Raw genomic sequence first — 19,567 nt, forward strand, 5'->3', positions numbered from 1 at the left:
TGCAGATAATGAAAAATAAATTATACAGGTTGTGCCTTACAGCTGTTGCTTCGGTATTGGTTTTTTCCTGTGGTACAGAAGAAAAAGTATATACAATAGCATCACCGGGTAACAACAACGAGTTGGTTTTTAAACTAACAGAAACAGGACAGCCTGAGTATAGTTTTTCCTTTAACGGGAAAAAAGTGATTGAACCTTCCTTAATGGGGTTTGAATTTCAGGATACAGATAAAATGACCGAAGGTTTTGAGGTAGTTAATACCGAACAAAATACGGTAAAACAATCATGGGAACAGCCTTGGGGCGAATTTAAAACGGTTGAAGACAACCATAACGAGCTTATTGTTCATTTAAAGGAATCTAAAGGGGCTGGCCGTTTAATGGATATTGTTTTCAGGGTTTTTAATGACGGAGTAGGTTTTAGGTATTCGTTTCCTAAACAGCCTAATCTTGACAAGGTTAAGATTTCTAACGAGGTTACACAATTTACTTTCCCTTTTGATAATGATGTGTGGTGGATTCCTGTTCATGGGGAGAACAGCTACTATGAGAGTTTTTATCGTAAAACTCCTATGAGTAAGACAGACACCATTAACACGCCGGCTACTTTTGAAACCAGGGACAGCCTGTTCGTTGCTGTACACGAGGCTAATTTAACAGACTTTGCATCCATGACTTTGTTAAAGACTCAGGGTAACACTTACAAGAGTGAACTGGTTCCATGGGCCGATGGTGTAAAGGTATATGCACAAACTCCTTTTGTAACACCATGGAGAACTATTATGGTAGGTAATAAGGCGGGAGATTTAGCTACATCTGCATTAACACTGAACCTTAATGAACCTTGTAAGATTGAAGATACTTCATGGATTACACCTACCAAGTATGTTGGTATATGGTGGGGCATGCATCTTGAAAAATATACTTGGGGACAGGGTGAAAAACATGGTGCTACAACAGAAAATACCAAAAAATATATAGATTTTGCCGCAGCAAATGGTTTTGACGGTGTGCTTGTGGAAGGATGGAATGAAGGATGGGACGGAGACTGGACTGCAGATGGTACTGCATTTAGCTTTGTAAAGCCTTATCCTGATTTTGATCTGGAAGAAATAACAAGATATGCCGCAGAGAAAAACGTGAGGCTTATAGGGCATCATGAAACTGCCGGGGCAGCAAGTCACTATGAAAGTCAGCTTGAAGATGCTTACAACCTATATAATAAAGTGGGTGTAAATTCGGTTAAAACCGGATATGTAAACAAGTATCTGGATAAGAAAGAATGGCACGACGGACAGTATGGTGTTCGCCATTACAGAAAAGTAATAGAAACAGCTGCCAAACACCGTATTATGATAGATAACCATGAGCCTGTAAAAGGTACAGGATTATGGCGTACCTATCCTAACCTTATGGCTCAGGAAGGGGCAAGAGGGCAGGAGTATAATGCATGGTCGGCAGATGGAGGTAATACTCCTGAGCATACTACAATTATGCCTTTTACAAGACTGCTTGCCGGTCCGTTTGACTTTACTCCGGGTAATTTTAATTTCGATTATAAAACACCTAACAATGCCATGGTACAAACTACCGTAGCTAAGCAATTGGCTTTGTATGTGGTTATTTTCAGTCCGCTGCAAATGGCTTCAGACCTGCCTGAAAATTATGAAGGCAAGCCTGCTTTTCAGTTTATAAAAGATGTACCATGCAATTGGGAGGAAACCAAAGTGCTTGATTCTAAAATAGGGGAATATGTAACTATTGCACGTAAAGACAGAAATAGTAACGACTGGTACTTAGGTTCGATAACCAATAGTGATGCAAGAGAACTAAATATTCCTTTAGATTTCCTTGAAAAAGGTACGGCTTATGAAGCAGAAATATATGCAGATGGTGAAGGAGCAAATTACAAGACAAACCCGTATCCGGTAGTTATAGAAAAGAAAACGGTTAACAGTACCATGACATTAGACATGAAGCTTGCTCCGGGCGGAGGTACTGCAATAAGAATAACACCATTAAAAATAAACAGGTAGATATAGACTTGTATTTGTGATTATGTTTTAGTTAAAGCGGGGAGTGGAGGCCCCGCTTTTTTTATAGTATAGAAGTAATAGTTTTTTTTAAGGCACTACCTGCCAGTTTAACCATCTCCGGCCAGTCGGTTGCAGCCGTGCCGTCTGCTCCGTCAGAAATATATTTAAGACAAAGGAAAGGTATGTTTTCCTGTTTTGCTATAAGAGCTAAAGGATAGGCTTCCATGTCAATTACATTGTAATCTTCGGTATTATGATCCATTACAAAACTGTCGCCTGTACCGCAAATTCCGTGAGGTAAATTATCAATACTGATGCCGTATTCCAATATCGGTTTATGTACGGAAAAAGGAGTTTGGTACTTTTCAAACCCTAATGCGGTAACATCCATGTCCCTTTGCACAAATCCGGTACAGCAAACCACTTCACCGCGTTTATGTGAAGTGCTTCCCGCCGATCCTAAGTTTATTATTATGCTGGGTTTTTCCTCATGAATGCGCTTCATAAGATTGTACATGGCATTAAGTTTACCAATGCCTACAAAAAGAGGGCTTACATCGGCAAACTCATGAGTTGCTTCCGATTCTAAAGCGAAAACATATAATGGATTTTCCAGTAATCCTGCTTGGGTAGTTAAATTAGGGTAATTTATAACAGACATGAATAATCTAAATTTCTGCAAATTTAAGCCAAAAAAATAAACCTGTTTTTAAACAGAAAGGCCAGACAATTGTCTGGCCTTTTTTATTAGATATATTGTGTTTTTAAAGCATCATACCTCCCGATACTTCAATACGCTGACCATTAATCCAACGTCCTTCTTCAGAACATAGGAAGGCAACCACTCCGCCAATATCTTCCGGTAAGCCTACGCGGCCTAAAGCCGTTACGCTTGCAACCTGAGCGTTAACTTCTTTGTTGTCTCTTACGTGTCCGCCACCAAAATCGGTTTCTATAGCTCCCGGAGCAACAATGTTTGCTGCAATACCGCGTGGACCTAATTCTTTAGCTAAATACCTTGTAAGTACTTCTATGGCACCTTTCATAGATCCGTAGGCAGATGAACCGGGGAAAGAGAAACGCGCTAAGCCTGATGAGATATTTATAATACGTCCGCCATTATTAAGATATGGTAGGGATTTTTGCGTAAGGAAGAAAACACCTTTGTAGTGAATGTTAAAGATGTCGTCTACCTGTTCTTCGGTAGTTTCTGCAAAAGGAGAATAAAGCGCAGTTCCCGCATTGTTTATAAGGAAATCGAAGTTAGTACTTCCTGTATGCTCCTTAAGATGTTCGGTAACTTGTTTTAAGAAAGGGTCAAAGCTTTTTGTGTCGGCAGTGTTTAACTGATATGCAATTGCTTTTTGTCCAATTGCTTTAATCTCTTCTACCACTTCATCAGCCTGTTGTTTGTTGCTGTGGTAAGTAAGTATAACGTCAATTCCTTTCTTTGCAAGGCTTATTGCCATATTTCTACCTAACCCGCGACTTCCGCCTGTAACTAAAGCTATTTTGTTTAATGTATCCATTTTTTAATCAATTTTTAGTTGTTATTATTTTATGGTACAAAGTTCAGACAGAAAGTCATCTTGAGGTTTGCAAACATCAATCGGTTATTTGCAAAATTCAAATATCGCTATCAGGAACGGAAAGAAAGTGGAGCTAATGCGGTCTGTTTTTTAAAGAAGTTAGAAAAATGTGCTACTTCCTCAAAGCCCAGACTATCGGCAATTTCAGATACATTCCAGTCGGTTTGCTTTAAAAGTATTTTTGCCTCCTGTAAAATGCGTCCGGTTATAATATCGGTAGTGGTTTTGCCTGTACTTTCTTTTAATACCTTGTTGAGGTGGTTTACATGTATGGCAAGCCTTTCGGCATATTCTTTTGCAGTGCGTAACTGTAGTTTTTGGTTAGGAGATTCTATAGGGAACTGGCGTTCCAACAGTTCTATAAAAAGTGCTATGATTCGGCCCGAAGCATTTTGTTCAGAACGCAAAACAGTAGCAGGCTGAAGCTTTTGTCCGTAATGAATAAGCTCTATCAGGTAATTGCGAAGCAAGTCGTATTTAAATTCATAGTCGGAAGCAATTTCTTTCTGCATCTTCCTTAAAACCAGTTGAATTTCATCGGCCATTTCGTCGTCGATTTCAAAAACAGGATATCCTCCCGATTTAAAGATTGGGAGTTCGTCCAGCACTATGCCACTTTTGTTTTTAATAAGGAACTCATCGGTAAATACACAAAATAGTCCTCCCTGATTTTCATCCAGCGGATACCAGTGATAGGGTACTTTTGGTGTGGCAAACAGCAGTGCGTTTTTTTCTATGTTAATTACCTTGTCCGCATACTCAGCGCGGTTCTTTCCCCTAATCAGGCTTATTTTATAATAGGCTCTCCTGTTATAAGGCATCACGTTTTTTTTCTTCACTTCCTTTATTGTTTCCGAAATATCAAACACATTAAAGTGGCCTACTTCTTTACTAATACCGGGAGGTAAAAGGGAGGCAATATCTCTTCCTGTAAAGTTTGCGGCTTCTCTATAAAATTCTTCAAGTGAGGTGTTGTTAATGTTTTTCATAACTACCGTTTTTTGCAAAATTCAAAGGTAGTAAATGTTTTATTTTTATTTTGATTAATATTTGTTTAAAATGTTTTATTGTATTTTTATATAAAAAAATGAAGTTCACAGTGAATAAAAAATATGATAGACTAGAGTTTAATAATTATCATATTTATAATAACAATAGAGGAGAAAAAGGTGGTGGCAATAAAATCTATGAAGGTTTTTTTAAGTGTAAATTAGTGCATAATAATATGTTCTCTGTAATAATTCCAGATCTCATATACATTAAAACTGCAGAAGATACTTTTTTGTGGTTTCAATTTTATTCTTTTTTACCCAATCACTTGTCTAAGTTTTCTTCTGAAGAAATAATGGGTATAGTTGATGTTGATATTGCTTTTGGGCATACCCTCAGAATTGTTTTTTCTAAAAAAGGGCATGTAAAAAATTTTCCTGATCAATCAAATCTTTTTCAATGTGAAATTTATGGCCCCGATGATTTATTAGAATATTCTACAGGTTGTGGGAAAATTATAGATGAAACACCTTATATAAAACTTTATCATCATACATTACCTGATATCAAAGTTTTAATTGAGAATTCATCATATTACAAAGGTTCTCTTTGGAATTTTCAAGGTACTAAAAAACTTAAATCAATATGCTATTCATATTTTACAAGTTTAGATAAAATTATTCAGGAGCAGGATTTGTTAGCTATTGCAATGTCAAGTGATGGAACTATTAATTTAGTGTTGGATATAACTTTAGAGCCAATATCTATTAAAGTTTATAGAGAAAGTACCTCAAATCGTACTGCAACTCTTGAACAATATATTGATTCAACAATTATTATGAATAATCATATTTGGATGCATAAACATGATACTAATGAATATGTTTATTATGAAGTATGTAGTTCTTTTATATATAGAGTAGGATTAGATATTCAAACAGATCTTCCTTTTAATGACAGTATAATCAGTAGAGTTGAAAATGTTATGACGCCAGATTATGTCGTTTTAGGTGATGCTGCTACTAAGTTAGGACTTTTAGCACCCTTTGATGAAGAATTTACAACCCATGTTTTTAAGATAGAGCCTTTCGATGGTGTTGAAACAAATATTTTAGACTTTTGGTTTGATAATTCAAATAAGGACTTATATACTGACAAAAAAATCACTCCACCTAAGTTTGAGTAAGATTAAAGCTCTTATTTTGTTGTATGATATTCCATCCAGCTTTGAATCCTGCCTACATACATTTTAAGGTAGTTTTCCGACAGGAAAATATTAGACCAGTCAAAACGTTGAGATTGTACTCCCAAGTAAAAAATAAAAACGGCTGCAGCTGCATACGGAATGATATCCAGTTCCTGTTGTGAAAGCGGATTTATACTTTGATAGCCGTTTATAAAGGCCTTAGCTTTTTTGTTATAAATGCCCTTATCTGCCTCTATAATGAAGAGATGTTTGCAGAAATAGGCAACATCAAGTATAAGCGGGCCGTTGCCAAAAAAGTCGAAATCAAAAACGGTTACTTCCTTTTTGTCGGTAATAGCCATGTTATCATACCACATATCCAAATGCACTATCCCTTCTTTAAGATGAACTTTATTGAAGGTCTCTTTTATTTCTTCTCCGAGTGCCTTTAGGTATTCCATCTCTGGTAACTCATTACTAAAAAACGCATTGGCATACTGATAGGGAAGGTCTACAAGGGTCTGGCTGTTATAATGTATTCGGTTTACAGTTTTGTTTTCCGCCGCCAGATGGAATTTACCCATAATTGTACCAATGTAATGGCAGGTGTCTTCATCAATAAAGCGCACTTTTCCTCCTTCTGCAAAAGAAAAAACTACTGCATAGCGAATCCCTTCGGGAGCGTTTATTTTCTGAATGTAACTTCCTGTTTTGTCCGGTATAGGGTAGGATATGTTCAGCTTATTTTCTTTTAATGATAAAAGCAGGGTGATTTCCTCTTCAATTTCCTGTTTAGAACGCCAATTATGGCAATATGACCTGAGTACATGTTTATCACTATTCCCAGATAGCATATAGGTGTGATTCATCCCTGTCCTAAAAAGTGAACATTGAGTGCTTTGTTCTAAGTTGTACTGAGATGTTATAAATTCTCCAAGCTCTTTTGCACTCAGTATTGATCTTGTTACAGGGAAGGTTTTCATGGTTGTTTAATTGAAAGGGAAGCAAAAATAAGGATTAATATGTTTTAAGCTGCTTTTTATCATTTTCACATTTCTATAACAATTGTTTAATTGTTTCTTGCTAAATTGGAGTTCACCAAAAACCAAAACCATGAATAAACGAGGAGAAATAATTATTGTTGATGATGATATTGATGATCTCGACATTTTAGAAGAAATATATAATATGTTACCCTTTGAGAACAAACTGGTGTTGTTTCATGATGGGGAAGAGGTTTATTCTTATCTTAAAGATCCTGAGGCTTATCCTTTTTTGATTATTTCAGATATAAATATGCCTAGAATGAATGGTTTCGAACTGCGGGATAAGGTATTAAGTGATGCCGAAATCTCAGGGAAGATTATCCCTTTTGTATTTATTTCCACATCGGCCGACAGGACTATGATGAAGAAATATTGCCGGAAATCATTTCATGGCTATTTTGAAAAAAAGAGCGATATAACTGAGATGACTAATATGATGGAGAGAATAATAGGATATTGGAAGGATGGCATACCTTCGGATTAAGTTGTAGTTGACAGAAAAATATTTAAAAAGCTTCGGTGAAAACCGGAGCTTTTTTTGTTGGGAAATATAATGTGTTTGTACAGCAAAGTAATGAGGTTATATAATTTAGCATTTTTTGGCATTTCTTTGTAATTTTCTTAAATCAACGTTTGTTAATTTAGAAGTCAAAAGCTAAAGAAATGGAAAACCTTAAACCAATTGTACTTATAGACGACGATATTGATTATATCGATTTAATGGTGGAAGCCTACGGAACGCTTCCGTACAGAAACAAACTTCTGATTTTTCATGACAGTATAAGAGCTTATGAGCATCTTGTTGAAAACAGTATAGCTCCTTTTTTAGTAATAAGCGATATTATTATGCCTAAAATGAACGGTTTTGAATTACGGGAAAATATACAGGCAAATCCGAAATTCTCAGGACATATGGTTCCGTTTGTTTTCTTAACCGGTGCAGCTGAGTTGCCACATAGTAGTAACAAGAGTTTAGCAGAAAATGGTTTTTTTGAGAAAAAATCAGATTTTCAGGATCTCAGAAAAACATTAGACGAAATTATAAACTACCATTATAATATGGTTGAAGTGTAGTTCTTACTATAGAAAAAACAAATAAAAAGCTTCAGTTTTCACTGAAGCTTTTTATTTGGGGTGGCTAAACGATTCTCTGTAATGTAATTTGTCAAACGTTTTAAATTTTAAAGTGGGAGAATATAACTAGTCAATTACAATACTTGCAATTGCTTTTTCCATAGCCGTTTCTTTAACTCCGGGTACTTTAAGGCCTTCAGCACGGAATACTGTGAGATCAGTCATTCCTAAAAAACCGAGAAAGTTTTTCAGGTAGGGAGTAACAAAGTCATTATCTTTTCCGGGACCTTCAGAATAGATGCCACCTGATGCCATGGCTACATATACTTTTTTGCCTGTCACCATACCAACAGGACGGCCGTCTTCCCCATATCCAAAAGTGACTCCAGCTCTTGTAATATGGTCAATCCATGATTTTAGTGATGAGTGTATTGTAAAGTTGATAAGCGGTGCACCGATTACAATAATATCAGCATTCATTAATTGTTCAACCAGTTTATTGGAGAGTTGAATAGATTTTCGGTCTTTTTCGGTCATCTGCTCTTCAGGTATAAAGAATGTGCCTAATACTTCTGGAGTGAGATGTGGTATGTCATTCTCTACCAGGTTTAACTCTTCAATAGTACTACCTGGGTATTTTTTCTGAATTTTTTCTACTACAGCATTTCCTAATTTGATACTATACGACTGTGAACCCATTAAGCTTGATTGAATATGGAGGACTTGTTTCATAAGTTTAAAATGATTTATGTTGAAACAAAGGTAGGATTTGGTGGTATGTAAAAGATAGTAGTTACCTAATGGAAAGTGGTTACTTTTAGGGAAGTTACTATCTTTGCTGTATGGAAACAATTGAAAATAAAATACTTCCAAATAAAGAAGAATGTGCAGGGGCTCTAAAAAACGTTTTTGATGCAATATATGTTTTAAATGGAAAATGGAAATTGCCATTAGTGCTTAGCCTCATGCAGTCTTCAAAGCGCTTTAATGAAATTCAGAAGGAAATAAATGGTATTTCGCCAAAAGTATTAGCCAATGAACTGAAAGACCTGGAATTAAATTTTCTTATTAAGCGTAATGTGTACCCCACAACCCCGGTTAGTATTGTATATGAAGCTACAGACTACAGCTATACCCTCAAAAATATACTGATTGAATTAAGTCATTGGGGTGAGAACCACAGGAATAAGGTAAAAGGTAAGGTTTAAATAAACGTATAATATTTCGTGATGTTATTTAAAATACTTTAATTTTTGTCAATGCGTTGACTCTTGTAATATTTGGATTTTGAAGTGCTATAAATAATGTATACTGTATACATTTTGTAAGGTGTTGAAATAAAAAAAGCTCCAGTTTTCACTGAAGCTTTTTTTGTCGGGGTGGCAGGATTCGAACCTGCGACCTCCTGGTCCCAAACCAGGCGCGATGACCGGGCTACGCTACACCCCGTTTCTCGGTTAAGAGGTTGCAAATATACTACTAAAAATCAATTTACAAACACTATAGTAAAAATTTATTTTTTGATAGTCAAATCTGATATATAAGTGTAGTTATTTTTTTAATTAAAACTTACATTTGCATCTCTTTGATTAAAACTAACAGTTAAAACTATGTCTGATTCTATCGAAAAAATAAAATGTCTTATTATAGGTTCAGGTCCTGCGGGTTACACTGCTGCTATTTATGCAGCAAGGGCTGATATGAACCCAGTATTATATACCGGTATGGAACCGGGAGGCCAGCTAACTACAACTACAGAGGTTGATAACTTTCCGGGATATCCGGAAGGTATTGACGGACCAACAATGATGGTGCAGCTGCAACAGCAGGCTGAGCGTTTTGGTACTCAGGTGCGTATTGGTATGGCTACAGCAGTAGAATTTAGCAAAGAAGCCGGAGGATGGCATAAGGTTACTATTGATAATAATAAAGAAGTTCATGCACAAACTGTAATTATTTCTACAGGTGCTACTGCAAAATACCTTGGATTACCAAGTGAGCAACGCCTTAGAGGCGGGGGAGTTTCTGCATGTGCAGTGTGTGACGGTTTCTTCTACAGAGGTCAGGATGTTGCTATAGTTGGAGCAGGGGATACTGCTGCGGAAGAGGCAACTTATCTTGCTAACATCTGTAAAAATGTTACCATGCTGGTAAGAAAAGATTTCATGAGAGCTTCTAAAGCTATGCAGCACCGTGTGGAGAACACTCCTAATCTAAAAGTACTTTACAATACTGAAGTTGATGAGGTTATTGGTGATCAGGTTGTAGAAGGGCTTAGAATGGTTAATAACCAGACAGGAGAGAAATCTGAAATTGCCATTACGGGACTTTTTATCGCTATTGGACACAAACCTAATACCGATATCTTTAAAGGTCAGCTGGATATGGATGAGACAGGTTACCTTATCACTCAGGGTAAGAGTACTAAAACTAACATTCCTGGTGTATTTGCTTCGGGAGATGTACAGGATAAAGAGTACAGGCAGGCAATTACTGCTGCGGGTTCAGGCTGTATGGCTGCCCTTGATGCAGAACGTTACCTTGCTACTTTAGAGAGTCATTAATAACTCTAAGTTTAGATATAAAAAAAGCAGTGCGTGAGCACTGCTTTTTTATTGATATAAATTTCTTTTAGATTTCTTTTTTAGATATAACCGCGCTGTCTGCAAAAGTTTTTACTTCTATTTTGGCATCACCATAAAAACCAACGGCTGCTTTACCCGAAGCTGAAATAACAGCTGTTTCTGCGGCCATAACATTACTGTTTGAGTAGCCTTCTGCTATAAGTTCAAGGTTTTTCACGGTAAATTTATGTCCGGTAAATGAGGCGCTGTTATCCACTCTTAATAGTGCCTGTGGCGCATCTCCTTCTATAACCGCTACACTTTCCTGATATAGGTCGAATTTAGCCGCCTCGCTGGCTGCTACTAATGCTTTTAGGTTTGCCTTTTTACTTAGTTCAAAAGAGCCTGTTTCTCCTTTAAAGTTTATTTCAGCCTTAGTCTTGTCGTTAAGGTAAAGGCTAAAGTTATTTGCCCTTACATTAAGGTAAGATTTTGAATAATCAAAGTTTTTAATAGTAACGGTGTCAAGTTCTAAATCGGCCAGGGCATTAATAACGGTCTCATGCCTTGCAGTAATATTTTTAAGGTTTTGAGTGTAAGTTACTCTTACGGTGAGTTTATCAAAACGGCTTATATCCTTAGAGGTATATATTCTTAACGTACTACCGTTAACATCGGTTTGTATAGCATCGTGAAGGTTGTCGTCTGCTTCGATCTCAATTCCTTCTCCGGCTCCTTTAACCAAAAAGATTTCAATATTATCTTCTACCTCCAGGTTTTCAAAAGATGCTATTTCTCGCTGGGTAACAGTAATGATTTTAGACCCTTTTATTTTCTCTTTTTTTTGTGCAAATGCTGCCGTACTAAGCAGTAAGGTTAATACTATTATAAAATACTTTTTCATGTGCATTGTTTAGTAATGGTTAGCGACAAATATATAAAAAAAACACCGGCGTGTACCGGTGAGATAAGGTTATACAAATTACTCTGCGGCTTTGTGGTCATAACTCAATATTCGCGACATTTTCCATGTTCCGTCAATCAGTAGCAATACATGAGTAAATTTTGCCGTTCCGGTTTTTTTCTCACTATTATTCTCAACTATATAAAACTCATGTTCCCCTGTTAATATTGCCCCGTAGCCTTCTAAAGGATAAACTTTAAATGTATTCGTCAATGGTTTGCGTAACACCTTTGTCTTGGAGTCATTACAAATGTAATTTTGCATACTTTCAATTAGTTTGTCCAGTCCTTTACTATAGCCGGCCTTGTCATGGTAAAACTCCAGATCTTCAGTAAAAAAGCTGCTGAACTGTTCCAATTTACAGGTGTTGTACATTTCAAAGGCTTTAGCGTCCAGAGCAATTATTTTTTCTTCAAGCTCTTTTTGTGATTGCGGATACTTATCCTGAGCGACTGAAAATGCAGAGATAAGTACTGCAAAAATGATGATTATATTTTTCATTTTGATTGCTTTGATTGATGATTAAACAAAAAAAACACTGTGGTAAGCAGTGTTTTTTAGAAATGGCCGGAAGGTTTATTCTTGTTTTACCTTACCTCCCGAAGAAGTGTTTTTATTTATTGTAGCCGGAGCGCCTGCGTATGAAACTGAAGCTCCGCTTGATGCTTCTGCATTTAGGCTATTACTTGGGTTTACAGTAACCGAGCTTCCGCTAGATGCCTCAGCATCTGCATTTGATACCAGTAAATCTTTAGCGTTAAGTGTACTTCCGCTAGAAGAGTCTGCTTCCAGTTTTTGGGCCTTACCGCTTACTTTTAAAGAGCTTCCGCTGCTTGATTCTGCCGTTACGTTGACCGCTTGAATACTAACTTCAAGTTGGCTTCCGCTGCTTGACGATAATCCTAAGTCATTACCTTTAATGGTATTCTTGCTAATTACATTAGCACCCGAAGAAGCAGCTATTCTTTCAATAACAGGCATAGTAACTATTACTTTTTTAGAGCTTGCTTTCTGGATACCTACATCGCTGGTAATAACCAATTCACCATTTTTAATCTTGGTAGTTATGTGCTCCTGTAGATTATCATCGGCTTCTACAACTATTGATGTCTGGCTTCCCTGTTCAATAACAACTTCAAGACCTCTGTTGCCGGATACCGAAGTGAAACTTGCATCGGCATTTCTTTGGGATGTTACGACGTTTCCGTTTCCGTCTATCCCAAATCCGCAAGAGGATAATAACAAAGCTGTAGCTATTGCTAATATGGCTTTTGTTATGTGGGTTACAATTTTTGTCATGATTCTGGTTTTAGCTGGTTTTATTTATTTGTTGATTGTGTCTTTTGGCTTCTCTGTAACTTTTATATTAATGTCGGCATTGCCTTCAGATATCATTATATGACCGTGTGCTACAACGTCTGTATCAACGCTATCTCCACTTTCCCCTTCAACAGGACAGTCAAGGCACTCCAGTTCGTCTTTCACAAGTTTGTATATGTGATCCTGGTCATTATACGGGATGTACAAAGAATAGTAGCTTCTGTGGTAATGTCTTATGCTTTTGTCGGCATTTAAAATTGTACCTTCCGGAATATATACATATACTTTAACCTTTTGATTCCTAAACTTGTTGCCAACCTCAGTTGTAATATAATTGTCTAAAGTTAAATTATTTCCTTGTAAATCAAAACTGTAGTTTATCTTTTCTGCTCTTTCCCTTGCTTCATTTATAGAGCCGCCTTCAGCAACTTTCTCTACCTGTAGATATGGGGTTTGGGCGTCGGTCTTCATAAAGTAAAGTTCAACACTATTAGAGTAAAGTAAGTTAGTACCTGTAGTGTCCTGTACAAATCTGAAGTCCGTATTCTGATCTACAGTTTTAGCAAAATATTCATCATACCTGAACTTAATGTTTAAAGTATCTCTTGGTGTAAGTAATATTTCTTCTTTTTGCATTGTTTTACCTTCATAAGCTACTTCGGTTGCCTGTCTTATTCCCAGATAGATTGAGAAGGCTACAGCAATAAGCCAGATGGCAAGCAATGTATACTTTGTTGTATTACCTATAGGTCTCGGGTTTTCAATAAGAATTTTAAGTCCTAGAAGGAATAGAAAGAAGAAAGGTATACCAATAGTTATAAAGAAAAGTAAACCTAATATCCATAGGGGAGTTTCGGTATAATTGGCAATGTTCATCAGTTCATGCCAAGGTCCGCCCGGTATTCCTGAAGTAAACAATACTGTAAAGAAAAATATGATAAGACTACCCAGTGTAATGGCTGCAAAAATTGTTATTAGCGCACCAATTACCTTAGAGATTGCTTTAAAAATTGCAAGAAATACATTACCGATGCCACTGCCAATTCTTTCGGCACCAGTTTTTGCATCGTTTCCCAGCTTGTTGTAATCTACGCTTTGAAATTTTGAGGAAATATTGTCAATTTCCTCACGAACCTTTTTTTCAATATTGGTAATGTTTATAGGTTCACCGGTCATTTCAAGTTTTTCTGTAGTTGTAATTGCTTTTGGGATAAGTATCCATAAAAGCAGGTAGACAAAAATACTTGTGCCAAATGAAATGAACAGTGTTATTATAAAGATGATTCTCACCCATAAAGGATCTATCCTGAAGTAATGCGCAACACCCGCACACACGCCTCCTATCATACCGCGGTCACCATCTCTGTAAAACTTTTTGGTTTTGGTGTAGCCCGGTGCAAAATAGGTTTGTGAAGAAGAACTGTAAGAACTGCTTCCTGTTGTTTCTTCGTCTATTTTATAATCTTCAGGCTGACCCATTATAGCAATAATATCGTCAATTTCTCTAATGCTCACAACCTGTTTGTCATTTTTAAGTTTTTCTGACAAAAGCTCTGCAATCCTGCCTTCGATGTCGTTCATTATCTCTTCTTTTCCATCCGGAGTAAGTGAGCGTTTTATAGCATCAAAATAGCGGGTTAACTTTTGATAGGCGTCTTCGTCTATATGAAAGAAAAAACCTCCTAAATTTATACTTACTGTTTTGTTCATGGCTATGAGTTTTGACTTGTTATAATGTTTACTGCGTCGGACAATTCTGTCCAGGTGATACTTAATTCTTTTAAAAATTCTTTTCCTTCATCGGTAAGCCCGTAATATTTTCTTGGTGGCCCCGAGGTTGATTCTTCCCAGCGATAGCTAAGAAGCCCGTCGTTTTTCAGTCTTGTAAGCAAAGGGTAAACAGTACCCTCTACTACCAGTAGCTTAGCGTTTTTAAGAGTGTCCAGAATTTCTGATGTGTAGGCATCCTTTTCCTTTAAAACTGAAAGGATGCAAAATTCCAATACCCCTTTACGCATTTGCGCCTTTGTGTTTTCAATGTTCATAAGACTCTTTTGTTTTTAATTGAACTGTTCATTTTTTGATTGATGATTGATGATTGATGATTGATGATGATTGAAATGGCTGATTGATTTGTTTATTTTATAAATTTTATGGTAAATGGATAATTGTAATTTTCTCCGTTACTGTTTTTTACTGAGGCATATATTATTAAAAAGAACTCAACAACTTTTATAGTAACAAGTAAGATGGCTGCTATTATGGCAATGGCAGCAATGCCTGATATTCTTCCTGTTGTAAATTGACTCTCCATATTATTAAATGCGTCAATAGAGTTAAAATCTATTCCGCTAAATACTGTATAAAGCAATAGTGGTATTGCTATTATGATTAAGAGTAAAGAGTAAACTAATAAACTAAGCTGAAAATTAATGATTTGCTTTCCGTTATAGTCTACAAATTTAGATTCCTGCTTTTTAATACTCCATATTATTACCGGAAAAATAAAGTTTCCTAGAGGTATAAAGTACTGAGTGTAAGCACTAAGCTGCATCAGTATGGCTGTATTTCGGTTTGCTGTGGTTTCCATAGTATATTGGTATGTCAGTTAATATTCTATGCAAATATATTTCTTTTAAAAGGTATTATGCAATACAAAGTACTTAATTTTAACAAAATTTTAACAAAAATAATTCTATGCAATCATAGCAATTAAATTGTTATATTAGCATGAAAACCAATGACTATGCGCTTTACACCATCAAAACTTAATTCGTTTTTGTTTTTAAAATTACCCTCGGCTTATATATGCGGAGTAAGGGTAAAACAAATTACTACAGAGCAATGTACTGTTACAGTAAAACATCGCTGGATTAATCAAAACCCGTTTAATTCTATGTATTTTGCCGTTCAGGCAATGGCTGCCGAATTAACTACGGGGGCTTTAGTTATGTACCATATTAAAGAGAGTGGTAAAAAGATCTCTATGCTTGTAGCTAACAATAAAGGAAACTTTACTAAAAAGGCGAAGGGAAGGATAACTTTTGTTAGTAATGATGGGCATCTTATTAAAGATGCTATAGAAAGAGCCATAGAAACAGGTGAAGGACAAACCTTTTGGATGACATCTATAGGTGAGGATGAGGCCGGAGACCAGGTTTGTCAAATGGAATTTGAATGGAGTATTAAGGTGAAATAGTTTTGTAAGTATAAAATCACAAAATTCAGTTAAAGCGCTTATGTTTAACTAATATTTACATAACTTGGTTTTAACTTTGATAAAAAAGAGGTATGAAAGTTTTGATCACCGGCGCTACCGGGCTTGTGGGAGGTGAATTGGTATCCCTTCTGCTAAAAAACGGTATTCAAATAAACTATCTGACGACATCACAAAAAAAAATACAAAAACAGGATTTGTATAATGGTTTTTATTGGGATCCTGAAAAAGGTATTATTGATGAAAGCTGCATTGAAGAAGTTGATGTTGTTATACATTTAGCAGGCGCACCTATTGCCAAACGCTGGACAAAAGAATATAAAGAAGAAATACTGGAAAGCAGAACGCTTTCAACGAATGTGATTTATAACCTGATTAAAAGTAAAGAAAACAGGATTCATCAGCTCATTAGTGCTTCCGCAATAGGTATTTACCCTGATAGTCTGGAGAAGGTTTATTCAGAAGATAGTAGTGAGGTTGATGATTCTTTTATTGGAAGTGTTGTAGAGAAATGGGAAGAAGCTGTAGATAGCTTTTCACGTTTGGGCATCAGAGTGGCTAAAGTAAGAACAGGCCTTGTACTTTCCGGTAAAGGAGGTATGCTTGCAGAAATAGCTAAGCCGGTACGTTTTGGTATGGGTTCGGCTTTTGGTTCCGGCAATCAAATGCAGTCATGGATTGATATAGAAGATCTTGTAGATATATATTATTATATACTTAATAATGAGCTTGAAGGGGTTTATAATGCAGTAGCTCCTTATCCGGTTTCTCAAAATGAACTGGTTAAGTGTGTAGCTAAAGTTTTAAACAAGCCTTACTTTATGCCTAATATCCCAAAATTTGCTATGGAATTAGTCTTGGGAGAAATGCATATGCTGCTTTTTACCAGTCAAAATGTTAGCGCCAAAAAAATAATAGGGCAGGGGTATCAGTTTAAATACCTTTCTCTTGAAAAAGCACTTGAAAACGAATTAAAATAAAAATCCCCGCCATTAGCGGGGATTTTGTTCTTTATAAAGATTACTTAGTAGCTTTTATGTTTACTTTAAGCTCAATTTCATCATCAACATATTTATCTCCTAAGTTGTCAAAAATACTTTTAGAAGAATAGTTTACGCTCCATAAAGTTCTGTTTATCTTGAAGTTTTCACTTGTAAGGGTAACAGCTTCCGGAGTAACTGTAATAGTTGCAGGGAATTTAATGTTTTTAGTTGTTTCTTTTAGTGTAAGATTACCTTCAACCATAGTTTTTCCTGCTTCCTGAGTAATGCCAGTAATTTCAAAAGTACCTGTAGGGTATTTTTTTACGTTAAAGAAATGATCGGCAGTATCTTCTTTGCCTAAACCTTTAAGGTGAGCCTCAAGATCTTCTTTACCATTTCCTGCCTCAAGGTCAGTTACGGTAATAGAGTTCATGTCTATAACAAATTTTCCTGATTCTACTGAATCATTCTTTACAGAGAATTCACCTTCAGAAAGGTTTATTGTACCTGTGTGTTTTCCTGTAGGTTTAGAACCTGTCCAGTCAATTGTAGATTCAGCAGTGTTAACTGTGTACTTTACAGCTTCTGCACTTGCCTCTGCAGCTTCAGTAGCGTCAGTTGTTTCAGCATTTTCTGTGTTGTCTTTTTTACATGAAACCGTAAATGCAAGCGAAGCGCAAAGCATAAGGATGGTAAGTTTGTTTTTCATACTAATATTTTATTAATGAATATTGAACACAAATCTAAAATAAAAAGCTTAAAAATAAACGTGACAATTTGACATTTTATCGGATTTGGCAATACATTTGCACTCGGTTTTCCACACTAGAAATAATGTTTAAGAAAATATTTAAAAATATGAGCCAGGAAAATTCTGAAAATGTTGAAAAAGACTTGACACAGGATAATATAGTTAACGATAATGAAGATACTGTAAATGAAGGTATTCCTTCTGCAGAGGGGTTGACGGAAGAAGAGAAGCTTAGAGAAGAGCTGGCTAAGGAAAAAGATAAGTTTTTACGACTTTTTGCGGAGTTTGAAAATTATAAAAAAAGAACATCTAAAGAAAGGGTTGAACTTTTCAGGACTGCCAATCAGGAAGTTTTACAGGCTTTATTACCGGTTCTTGACGATTTTGACAGGGCACTTGTGCAAATTTCAAAATCGGAAGATGAGATTCTGCTAAAAGGTGTAGAACTTATACATAATAAACTTAAAGATACGTTAGTGTCTAAAGGCTTAGAGCAGGTTGACATTAAAGCAGGTGACGATTTTAATGCTGACTTTGCCGAAGCTATTACACAAATACCGGCTCCCAGCGAAGACCTTAAAGGCAAGGTGGTAGATGTAGTGGAAAAAGGATATAAGCTGGGTGATAAAATTATTCGTTTCCCTAAAGTAGTTATAGGTAGCTAATTAGAGAACTGTAAAAGCAAACACAAGGATGAAAAAAGATTATTACGAAATACTTGGTATTGAAAAGGGCGCAACTGCTGAACAGATAAAGAAAGCCTACCGAAAGAAGGCTATTGAATATCACCCTGATAAAAACCCGGGTAACAAAGATGCGGAAGAGAACTTTAAACTGGCTGCTGAAGCTTATGAAGTACTTAGTGATCCAAATAAAAAAGCGCGTTATGACCAGTATGGTCATGCAGCATTTGAAAACGGAGGCTTTGGCGGCGGAGGTGGTATGAATATGGATGATATATTCAGCCAGTTTGGTGATATTTTCGGAAGCGCATTTGGCGGAGGCTTTGGAGGTTTCGGCGGCTTTGGCGGAGGCAGCGGCCAGCGCAGGATGAAAGGAAGCAACCTACGTATTAAAGTAAAGCTTAGCCTTGAAGAGGTTGCTAACGGTGTAGAAAAGAAAATTAAAGTTAAACGTAAGGTACAGGCTAAAGGTGTTAGCTTTAAAACATGTCCTACCTGTAACGGTACGGGGCAGGTTATGAAAATTACCAATACTATTTTAGGTAGAATGCAAACAGCATCTGCCTGTCATAGTTGTGGCGGTACCGGACAAATTATAGATTCTAAACCTAATCATGCCGATGCGCAGGGTATGGTAATGGAAGATGAAACGGTTTCAATCAAGATACCTGCAGGAGTTGTAGACGGTATGCAGTTAAAGGTTGCCGGTAAGGGTAATGATGCTCCGGGTAATAATAGTATTCCGGGTGATCTTATCGTGGCAATTGAAGAAATTGAGCACGAAACACTAAAACGTGAAGGCGAAAATCTGCATTTAGATCTTTATATAAGCTTTGCAGAGGCTGCTCTAGGTACAAGTAAAGATATAGAAACGGTGTCAGGCAAGGTAAGAATTAAGCTGGAGGAAGGTATTCAGTCAGGTAAAATTTTAAGGCTTAAAGGTAAGGGTATACCTAGCATCAATAGCTACGGAAGTGGCGATTTACTGGTGCATGTTAACGTATGGACACCTAAAAAACTAACTAAGGAACAAAGGCAATTCTTTGAGAATTCCCTTACAGATGAAAACTTTACTCCGAGCCCTGAAAAGTCGGATAAATCTTTTTTTGAAAAAGTTAAAGATATGTTTTCATAATTTAAGATAAATTTATATATTTGAAATTC

The 19,567-nt window shown here is 36.4% G+C and carries 22 protein-coding genes and 1 tRNA gene; 10 read left to right on the plus strand and 13 right to left on the minus strand.

Features of this window, described 5'->3' with window-relative positions:
• Positions 1-8: 8 nt before the first annotated feature.
• Positions 9-2,036 (plus strand): glycoside hydrolase family 97 protein, encoded by a 2,028-nt coding sequence (locus tag NU09_RS01385; RefSeq protein WP_129749454.1) that lies wholly within the window; start codon positions 9-11, stop codon positions 2,034-2,036.
• A 61-nt stretch (positions 2,037-2,097) separates the two neighbouring features.
• Here NU09_RS01385 and NU09_RS01390 read toward each other — a convergent pair whose 3' ends face one another.
• The 3 genes from NU09_RS01390 to NU09_RS01400 all read right to left on the minus strand — a co-directional run bounded on the left by NU09_RS01390 (position 2,098) and on the right by NU09_RS01400 (position 4,614).
• Positions 2,098-2,697: a nucleosidase gene (locus NU09_RS01390; RefSeq protein ID WP_129749455.1), complete on the minus strand. Its 600-nt coding sequence runs from the start codon at positions 2,695-2,697 to the stop codon at positions 2,098-2,100.
• 103 nt (positions 2,698-2,800) lie between these two features.
• A complete protein-coding gene (locus NU09_RS01395) occupies positions 2,801-3,565 on the minus strand; it encodes an SDR family NAD(P)-dependent oxidoreductase (protein ID WP_129749456.1) in 765 nt (254 codons plus the stop codon).
• 110 nt (positions 3,566-3,675) lie between these two features.
• The gene (locus tag NU09_RS01400) at positions 3,676-4,614 is read right to left on the minus strand and encodes a helix-turn-helix domain-containing protein (RefSeq protein WP_129749457.1); all 939 of its coding nucleotides are present in this window, start codon (positions 4,612-4,614) and stop codon (positions 3,676-3,678) included.
• Between the two features lie 98 nt (positions 4,615-4,712).
• Between NU09_RS01400 and NU09_RS01405 the strand changes: the two genes are divergently transcribed.
• On the plus strand, positions 4,713-5,801 hold the full coding sequence (locus NU09_RS01405; protein ID WP_129749458.1) for a hypothetical protein: 1,089 nt from the start codon (positions 4,713-4,715) through the stop codon (positions 5,799-5,801).
• An 11-nt stretch (positions 5,802-5,812) separates the two neighbouring features.
• On the opposite strand, the gene NU09_RS01410 is transcribed toward NU09_RS01405, so the two are convergent.
• A complete protein-coding gene (locus NU09_RS01410) occupies positions 5,813-6,784 on the minus strand; it encodes a phosphotransferase (protein WP_129749459.1) in 972 nt (323 codons plus the stop codon).
• A gap of 130 nt (positions 6,785-6,914) precedes the next feature.
• Here NU09_RS01410 and NU09_RS01415 point away from each other — a divergent pair, with 130 nt between their 5' ends.
• Together NU09_RS01415 and NU09_RS01420 are read left to right on the plus strand one after the other, a co-directional pair.
• The gene (locus NU09_RS01415) at positions 6,915-7,331 is read left to right on the plus strand and encodes a response regulator (RefSeq protein ID WP_129749460.1); all 417 of its coding nucleotides are present in this window, start codon (positions 6,915-6,917) and stop codon (positions 7,329-7,331) included.
• A gap of 179 nt (positions 7,332-7,510) precedes the next feature.
• Complete coding sequence (locus tag NU09_RS01420; protein WP_129749461.1) at positions 7,511-7,921, plus strand: response regulator; 411 nt, start codon at positions 7,511-7,513, stop codon at positions 7,919-7,921.
• Between the two features lie 126 nt (positions 7,922-8,047).
• Here NU09_RS01420 and NU09_RS01425 read toward each other — a convergent pair whose 3' ends face one another.
• Positions 8,048-8,653, minus strand: coding sequence for an FMN-dependent NADH-azoreductase (locus NU09_RS01425; RefSeq protein ID WP_129749462.1), 606 nt, complete (start codon positions 8,651-8,653; stop codon positions 8,048-8,050).
• Positions 8,654-8,763: 110 nt separating this feature from the next.
• On the opposite strand from NU09_RS01425, the gene NU09_RS01430 reads away from it, so the two are divergent.
• Complete coding sequence (locus NU09_RS01430) at positions 8,764-9,129, plus strand: winged helix-turn-helix transcriptional regulator (protein WP_129749463.1); 366 nt, start codon at positions 8,764-8,766, stop codon at positions 9,127-9,129.
• Positions 9,130-9,295: 166 nt separating this feature from the next.
• Here the strand turns inward: NU09_RS01430 and NU09_RS01435 are convergent.
• A tRNA-Pro gene (locus NU09_RS01435) sits at positions 9,296-9,370 on the minus strand.
• Positions 9,371-9,531: 161 nt separating this feature from the next.
• On the opposite strand from NU09_RS01435, the gene trxB reads away from it, so the two are divergent.
• A complete protein-coding gene (gene trxB / locus NU09_RS01440) occupies positions 9,532-10,485 on the plus strand; it encodes a thioredoxin-disulfide reductase (protein ID WP_129749464.1) in 954 nt (317 codons plus the stop codon).
• A 67-nt stretch (positions 10,486-10,552) separates the two neighbouring features.
• Here the strand turns inward: trxB and NU09_RS01445 are convergent, their stop codons facing one another.
• From NU09_RS01445 to NU09_RS01470, 6 genes are all read right to left on the minus strand, one after another.
• On the minus strand, positions 10,553-11,389 hold the full coding sequence (locus NU09_RS01445) for a GIN domain-containing protein (RefSeq protein ID WP_129749465.1): 837 nt from the start codon (positions 11,387-11,389) through the stop codon (positions 10,553-10,555).
• A 78-nt stretch (positions 11,390-11,467) separates the two neighbouring features.
• Positions 11,468-11,950 carry a nuclear transport factor 2 family protein gene (locus tag NU09_RS01450; RefSeq protein WP_129749466.1) on the minus strand — a complete coding sequence of 161 codons (483 nt, stop codon included), beginning with the start codon at positions 11,948-11,950 and terminating at the stop codon, positions 11,468-11,470.
• A gap of 75 nt (positions 11,951-12,025) precedes the next feature.
• Positions 12,026-12,748: a head GIN domain-containing protein gene (locus tag NU09_RS01455; protein ID WP_129749467.1), complete on the minus strand. Its 723-nt coding sequence runs from the start codon at positions 12,746-12,748 to the stop codon at positions 12,026-12,028.
• A gap of 24 nt (positions 12,749-12,772) precedes the next feature.
• Positions 12,773-14,479, minus strand: coding sequence for a PspC domain-containing protein (locus tag NU09_RS01460; protein ID WP_129749468.1), 1,707 nt, complete (start codon positions 14,477-14,479; stop codon positions 12,773-12,775).
• 2 nt (positions 14,480-14,481) lie between these two features.
• Positions 14,482-14,814 carry a PadR family transcriptional regulator gene (locus NU09_RS01465; protein WP_129749469.1) on the minus strand — a complete coding sequence of 111 codons (333 nt, stop codon included), beginning with the start codon at positions 14,812-14,814 and terminating at the stop codon, positions 14,482-14,484.
• Between the two features lie 92 nt (positions 14,815-14,906).
• Positions 14,907-15,359: a DUF4870 domain-containing protein gene (locus NU09_RS01470; RefSeq protein WP_129749470.1), complete on the minus strand. Its 453-nt coding sequence runs from the start codon at positions 15,357-15,359 to the stop codon at positions 14,907-14,909.
• A 156-nt stretch (positions 15,360-15,515) separates the two neighbouring features.
• Here NU09_RS01470 and NU09_RS01475 point away from each other — a divergent pair, with 156 nt between their 5' ends.
• The gene (locus NU09_RS01475) at positions 15,516-15,968 is read left to right on the plus strand and encodes a DUF4442 domain-containing protein (RefSeq protein ID WP_129749471.1); all 453 of its coding nucleotides are present in this window, start codon (positions 15,516-15,518) and stop codon (positions 15,966-15,968) included.
• Positions 15,969-16,060: 92 nt separating this feature from the next.
• Entirely contained in the window at positions 16,061-16,966 is a 906-nt protein-coding gene (locus tag NU09_RS01480) for a TIGR01777 family oxidoreductase (protein WP_129749472.1), read from the plus strand.
• Between the two features lie 40 nt (positions 16,967-17,006).
• Here the strand turns inward: NU09_RS01480 and NU09_RS01485 are convergent, their stop codons facing one another.
• A complete protein-coding gene (locus NU09_RS01485; RefSeq protein ID WP_129749473.1) occupies positions 17,007-17,678 on the minus strand; it encodes a YceI family protein in 672 nt (223 codons plus the stop codon).
• Positions 17,679-17,827: 149 nt separating this feature from the next.
• Between NU09_RS01485 and NU09_RS01490 the strand changes: the two genes are divergently transcribed.
• Both NU09_RS01490 and dnaJ read left to right on the plus strand, forming a co-directional pair.
• Positions 17,828-18,385: a nucleotide exchange factor GrpE gene (locus tag NU09_RS01490; protein WP_410501048.1), complete on the plus strand. Its 558-nt coding sequence runs from the start codon at positions 17,828-17,830 to the stop codon at positions 18,383-18,385.
• A 28-nt stretch (positions 18,386-18,413) separates the two neighbouring features.
• Complete coding sequence (gene dnaJ / locus NU09_RS01495) at positions 18,414-19,538, plus strand: molecular chaperone DnaJ (RefSeq protein ID WP_129749475.1); 1,125 nt, start codon at positions 18,414-18,416, stop codon at positions 19,536-19,538.
• Positions 19,539-19,567 lie beyond the last annotated feature (29 nt).

The organism is Flavobacterium beibuense (genome assembly GCF_004151245.1).
Taxonomy (GTDB): domain Bacteria; phylum Bacteroidota; class Bacteroidia; order Flavobacteriales; family Flavobacteriaceae; genus Flavobacterium; species Flavobacterium beibuense_A.

Bases quoted from the DNA above. Each gene is read 5' to 3' on its own strand.
- NU09_RS01460 (WP_129749468.1), bottom strand. From the start codon at position 14,479: ATGAACAAAACAGTAAGTATAAATTTAGGAGGTTTTTTCTTTCATATA.
- NU09_RS01400 (WP_129749457.1), bottom strand. From the start codon at position 4,614: ATGAAAAACATTAACAACACCTCACTTGAAGAATTTTATAGAGAAGCC.
- NU09_RS01425 (WP_129749462.1), bottom strand. From the start codon at position 8,653: ATGAAACAAGTCCTCCATATTCAATCAAGCTTAATGGGTTCACAGTCG.
- NU09_RS01415 (WP_129749460.1), top strand. From the start codon at position 6,915: ATGAATAAACGAGGAGAAATAATTATTGTTGATGATGATATTGATGAT.
- NU09_RS01430 (WP_129749463.1), top strand. From the start codon at position 8,764: ATGGAAACAATTGAAAATAAAATACTTCCAAATAAAGAAGAATGTGCA.
- NU09_RS01485 (WP_129749473.1), bottom strand. From the start codon at position 17,678: ATGAAAAACAAACTTACCATCCTTATGCTTTGCGCTTCGCTTGCATTT.
- NU09_RS01445 (WP_129749465.1), bottom strand. From the start codon at position 11,389: ATGAAAAAGTATTTTATAATAGTATTAACCTTACTGCTTAGTACGGCA.
- NU09_RS01475 (WP_129749471.1), top strand. From the start codon at position 15,516: ATGCGCTTTACACCATCAAAACTTAATTCGTTTTTGTTTTTAAAATTA.
- NU09_RS01420 (WP_129749461.1), top strand. From the start codon at position 7,511: ATGGAAAACCTTAAACCAATTGTACTTATAGACGACGATATTGATTAT.
- NU09_RS01465 (WP_129749469.1), bottom strand. From the start codon at position 14,814: ATGAACATTGAAAACACAAAGGCGCAAATGCGTAAAGGGGTATTGGAA.
- NU09_RS01395 (WP_129749456.1), bottom strand. From the start codon at position 3,565: ATGGATACATTAAACAAAATAGCTTTAGTTACAGGCGGAAGTCGCGGG.
- NU09_RS01390 (WP_129749455.1), bottom strand. From the start codon at position 2,697: ATGTCTGTTATAAATTACCCTAATTTAACTACCCAAGCAGGATTACTG.
- dnaJ (WP_129749475.1), top strand. From the start codon at position 18,414: ATGAAAAAAGATTATTACGAAATACTTGGTATTGAAAAGGGCGCAACT.
- NU09_RS01385 (WP_129749454.1), top strand. From the start codon at position 9: ATGAAAAATAAATTATACAGGTTGTGCCTTACAGCTGTTGCTTCGGTA.
- NU09_RS01470 (WP_129749470.1), bottom strand. From the start codon at position 15,359: ATGGAAACCACAGCAAACCGAAATACAGCCATACTGATGCAGCTTAGT.
- NU09_RS01405 (WP_129749458.1), top strand. From the start codon at position 4,713: ATGAAGTTCACAGTGAATAAAAAATATGATAGACTAGAGTTTAATAAT.
- trxB (WP_129749464.1), top strand. From the start codon at position 9,532: ATGTCTGATTCTATCGAAAAAATAAAATGTCTTATTATAGGTTCAGGT.
- NU09_RS01410 (WP_129749459.1), bottom strand. From the start codon at position 6,784: ATGAAAACCTTCCCTGTAACAAGATCAATACTGAGTGCAAAAGAGCTT.
- NU09_RS01480 (WP_129749472.1), top strand. From the start codon at position 16,061: ATGAAAGTTTTGATCACCGGCGCTACCGGGCTTGTGGGAGGTGAATTG.
- NU09_RS01455 (WP_129749467.1), bottom strand. From the start codon at position 12,748: ATGACAAAAATTGTAACCCACATAACAAAAGCCATATTAGCAATAGCT.
- NU09_RS01490 (WP_410501048.1), top strand. From the start codon at position 17,828: ATGAGCCAGGAAAATTCTGAAAATGTTGAAAAAGACTTGACACAGGAT.
- NU09_RS01450 (WP_129749466.1), bottom strand. From the start codon at position 11,950: ATGAAAAATATAATCATCATTTTTGCAGTACTTATCTCTGCATTTTCA.